Annotated in this window: 4 protein-coding genes; 3 read left to right on the top strand and 1 reads right to left on the bottom strand. The window is 75.7% G+C overall.

The genetic code is table 11. The features are described 5' to 3' along the window. Positions 1-285 precede the first annotated feature (285 nt). Genes SSNG_RS16355 through SSNG_RS16345 form a run of 3 tightly spaced genes read left to right on the top strand, consistent with a single transcriptional unit; the run spans position 286 to position 2335 of the window. Complete coding sequence (locus SSNG_RS16355) at positions 286-1194, top strand: hypothetical protein (protein WP_007264964.1); 909 nt, start codon at positions 286-288, stop codon at positions 1192-1194. Continuing rightward, positions 1191-2036, top strand: a complete 846-nt coding sequence (locus SSNG_RS16350; RefSeq protein ID WP_007264963.1) for an MBL fold metallo-hydrolase — start codon at positions 1191-1193, stop codon at positions 2034-2036. Before SSNG_RS16355 ends, SSNG_RS16350 begins: the two co-directional genes overlap by 4 nt. Beyond that, positions 2033-2335: a hypothetical protein gene (locus SSNG_RS16345; protein ID WP_042801143.1), complete on the top strand. Its 303-nt coding sequence runs from the start codon at positions 2033-2035 to the stop codon at positions 2333-2335. The genes SSNG_RS16350 and SSNG_RS16345 overlap by 4 nt, the downstream gene beginning before the upstream one ends. A 170-nt stretch (positions 2336-2505) precedes the next feature. On the opposite strand, the gene SSNG_RS16340 is transcribed toward SSNG_RS16345, so the two are convergent. After that, a complete protein-coding gene (locus tag SSNG_RS16340; protein WP_007264961.1) occupies positions 2506-3315 on the bottom strand; it encodes a nucleotidyltransferase domain-containing protein in 810 nt (269 codons plus the stop codon). Positions 3316-3483 lie beyond the last annotated feature (168 nt).

Raw genomic sequence — 3483 nt, 5'->3', positions numbered from 1 at the left:
CCCCAGCGCGGGCTGGATTCGCGCAGCGAAGCGCCAGCCCCGCCGGCGTTTGAGGCGCGGGGGTCAGGGGGCGGAGCCCCCAGGGAACGGGCGAAGGGCGGGGCGGGGAGTAGCCCGCGCAGCGGCGCCGCCCACCCGCACCGGGCCAACCGGCACCGCCACCGGCCGCCGGCCCCGACGGACGGAGTCCGGCGCGGCGGTGCGACGCCGACGGCCGAGCCGCGCGGGCGGCGCGTGGGCAAGGGGGCCCTCGAACATCGGGCCGGATGGCCGTAGCATCCCGCCATGCCCAATGGTCAGCACGGTCAGCCCTCGCCCAGCCAGCCGCCCGCCGGAGGGCAGTGGTACCCACCGGAGTGGCCCGACCGCATCCGCGCGCTCGCGGAGGGGGCCCTCACCCCGGTGGAGCCCAGACGCGCCGCCACCGTGATGCTGCTGCGCGACACCCCCGCCGGCCCCGCCGTGCACATGCTGCGCCGCCGCTCCTCCATGGCCTTCGCGGGCGGTGCGTACGCCTACCCCGGCGGCGGCGTCGACCCCCGTGACGAGGACCACCGCATCGGCTGGGCCGGACCCGGCCTGGACCTCTGGGCGGAGCGCCTCGGCGCGGACGCGGCCACCGCCCAGGCGATCGTCTGCGGGGCCGTGCGCGAGACCTTCGAGGAGGCCGGGGTGCTGCTCGCGGGGGAGACCCCCGAGACGGTCGTCGGCGACACCACCGGCGACGACTGGGAGGCCGACCGGGAGGCCCTCGTGGCGCGCGAGCTGTCCTTCGCCGAGTTCCTGGACCGGCGCAAGCTGCTGCTGCGCTCCGACCTGCTCGGGGCGTGGGCCCGCTGGATCACCCCGGAGTTCGAGCCGCGCCGCTACGACACGTGGTTCTTCGTCGCCGCCCTCCCGGAGGGCCAGCGCACCCGCAACGCCTCCACCGAGGCCGACCGGACCGTCTGGATCCGCCCCGCTGACGCCGCCGACGGGTACGACCGGGGCGAGCTGCTGATGATGCCGCCGACCATCTCGACCCTGCGTTCCCTGGAGCCGTACGGGAGCGCCGCCGAGGCGCTCGGCGCGGCCGGCGGACAGGACCTGACCCCCGTCCTGGCGCGGGCCGCGCTGGAGGACGGCGTGCTGGTGCTCAGCTGGCCCGGCCACGACGAGTTCACGAAGCGAGTGAGCCCGGGAGACCCCGCATGACCGATGCCGCAGCCCTTCCCGGCCAGCCCCGGGGGACCGTTTCCTCCGGCCCCGCCACCGCCCGCGCGGTCAACGTCCTGGCCCCGAACGCCTCGGCGATGACCCTGGACGGCACCAACACCTGGCTGGTGTCCGAGCCCGACTCCGAGCTGGCCGTCGTCATCGACCCCGGTCCCCTGGACGAGGGGCACCTGCGGGCGGTCATCGGCGCGGCCGAGCAGGCCGGCAAGCGGGTCGCGCTGACGCTCCTCACGCACGGCCACCCCGACCACGCCGAGGGCGCCGGCCGTTTCGCCGAGCTCACCGGTACGAAGGTCCGCGCCCTCGACCCCGCGCAGCGCCTCGGCGACGAGGGCCTGGCCGCCGGGAACGTCATCCGCACCGGCGGCCTGGAGCTGCGCGTGGTGGCCACCCCCGGGCACACCGCCGACTCGCTCTGCTTCCACCTGCCGGCCGACCGGGCCGTGCTGACCGGGGACACGATCCTGGGCCGCGGCACCACCGTCGTCGCGCACCCCGACGGCCGGCTCGGCGACTACCTGGACTCCCTGCGCCGGCTGCGCTCCCTGACCGTCGACGACGGGGTGCACACGGTGCTCCCGGGCCACGGGCCGGTACTGGACGACGCGCAGGGGGCGGTGGAGTTCTACCTCGCGCACCGCGCGCACCGGCTCGCCCAGGTCGAGACGGCCGTGGAGAACGGGCTGACCACGGCCGAGGCCGTCGTCGCCCGGGTCTACGCGGACGTGGACCGCTCCCTCTGGCCGGCCGCCACGTGGTCGGTGCAGGCACAGCTGGAATACCTTCGTGATCACGGACTGATCCCGGGGGGACCTGAATGAACACGCTTTTCCTGACGCTGGCCCTGCTCGCGGCGGCGGGGTGGATCACCTCGACCCTGAACCTGAAGGTGCGGGCCCTGGAGGACAAGGCAGCCCGGCTGGAGCGCCGGCTGGGCCTGGTCCTGGACCACTTCGGCATCGAGGAGCCCGAGCCGGCCGGGATGGACGAGGTACGCGCCCTGGTCCGCGACGGCCGGACCATTTCGGCGATCAAGGTCTACCGGCAGATCACGGGCGCGGGCCTGGCGGAGGCCAAGCGGGCCGTGGAGGCCCTCGAAGCGCCCGCCGCCAAGGCCTAGGGTCTGTCGCCAAACTCCCGTCTGCCCCGCGACGCCTGGCACGCGCTCTCGCCGCACCGGGCGAAAGCCAAGTACGTCCAGTACGCGGGCTTCCGCCCGGCGCACCGAGAGCACGCACCAGACGCCGCGGGGCCGCCCTCCGGGCGACGACGGGAGTTTGACGACAGACCCTAGCGGGTGTCCCGCGGCGTCTTCGTCCCGTGCCGGGCCGTGTACTCGTCGGCGAGCCACGGCCCGAGGTCGTCGAGGTAGGCCCGCGCCACGGCCGGGTCGTCGACGGGGTCCAGGGCGACGGCGGCCGCGCGCCGCAGCTGGGCGGCCCGCTCCGGGTAGTACGCGCCGAAGACCGCGGCGGACTGGGCGAGGTCGCTGGTCCAGCCGCCCCACCGGGGCATGACCAGGGTGAACGCGGTCCGCACCAGGTGCCGTGAGAAGAACCGGTTCATCCTGCGGAACTCGGCGGGCTCCGAGGCGGCCTCGAACCGGGCCCGCCAGCGGGGGAGCAGGGCGGCCAGGTCCCCGTTGGCCTCCCGGGCGAGCAGGCTGTCGGGCCGGTACCGGGGCAGGTGCTCGGCGAGGTCGTCGCCGAGCAGCGGGGTGCACAGGCAGGCGAGGAACCAGCCCAGGTCGTAACGTTCCTGCTCGCTCAGCAGCCGCTCCTTGCCGTACAGCAGGACGCCGACGCCGTCGATCTCCGGGAAGTCCTGGTCGAGCCCCCGCCCCAGCACCTCGGCCGTGTCGCGGTCCTCGTCGCCCGGCTCCCGGTGCAGGGCGATCAGCAGGTCGAGGTCGCTGCGTCCCGGCCGGGCCGTCCCGCGCGGTACGGAGCCGTAGAGGTAGGCGCTGTGCAGGCGGCTCCCGTACGCCTCAGCGACGCGGGCCCGCGCGGCCGCGACGAGGCCCGCGAACTCGGGCTGGACCCGCCCGAGGGACCCTTCCCGCTCGAAGTACCCGTACACGTCCAGTCCTCTGTGCTCCATGGCCCTACTCTGCCCGGCCGGGACGCTGACCGGCGGGTATTCAACGGCCGCCGCCGGTCCGCGCCCGATCCGCGCCGGTCCGCGCCCGATCCGCGCCGGTCCGCGCCCGATCCGCGCCGAGCCGCGCCGGGCCGTCCCGCAGCCCTGCCGTGCCGCCAGAACGCGCGG

The sequence above is a fragment of the Streptomyces sp. C genome, from assembly GCF_000158895.1.
GTDB classification, from domain to species: Bacteria; Actinomycetota; Actinomycetes; order Streptomycetales; family Streptomycetaceae; genus Streptomyces; species Streptomyces racemochromogenes.
Note: the sequence above shows the minus strand (reverse complement) of the source record. Positions and strands in the feature narration are given on the sequence as shown.

Coding starts and splice junctions, on each gene's coding strand:
- SSNG_RS16345 (WP_042801143.1), top strand. CDS start 2,033: ATGAACACGCTTTTCCTGACGCTGGCCCTGCTCGCGGCGGCGGGGTGG.
- SSNG_RS16350 (WP_007264963.1), top strand. CDS start 1,191: ATGACCGATGCCGCAGCCCTTCCCGGCCAGCCCCGGGGGACCGTTTCC.
- SSNG_RS16355 (WP_007264964.1), top strand. CDS start 286: ATGCCCAATGGTCAGCACGGTCAGCCCTCGCCCAGCCAGCCGCCCGCC.
- SSNG_RS16340 (WP_007264961.1), bottom strand. CDS start 3,315: ATGGAGCACAGAGGACTGGACGTGTACGGGTACTTCGAGCGGGAAGGG.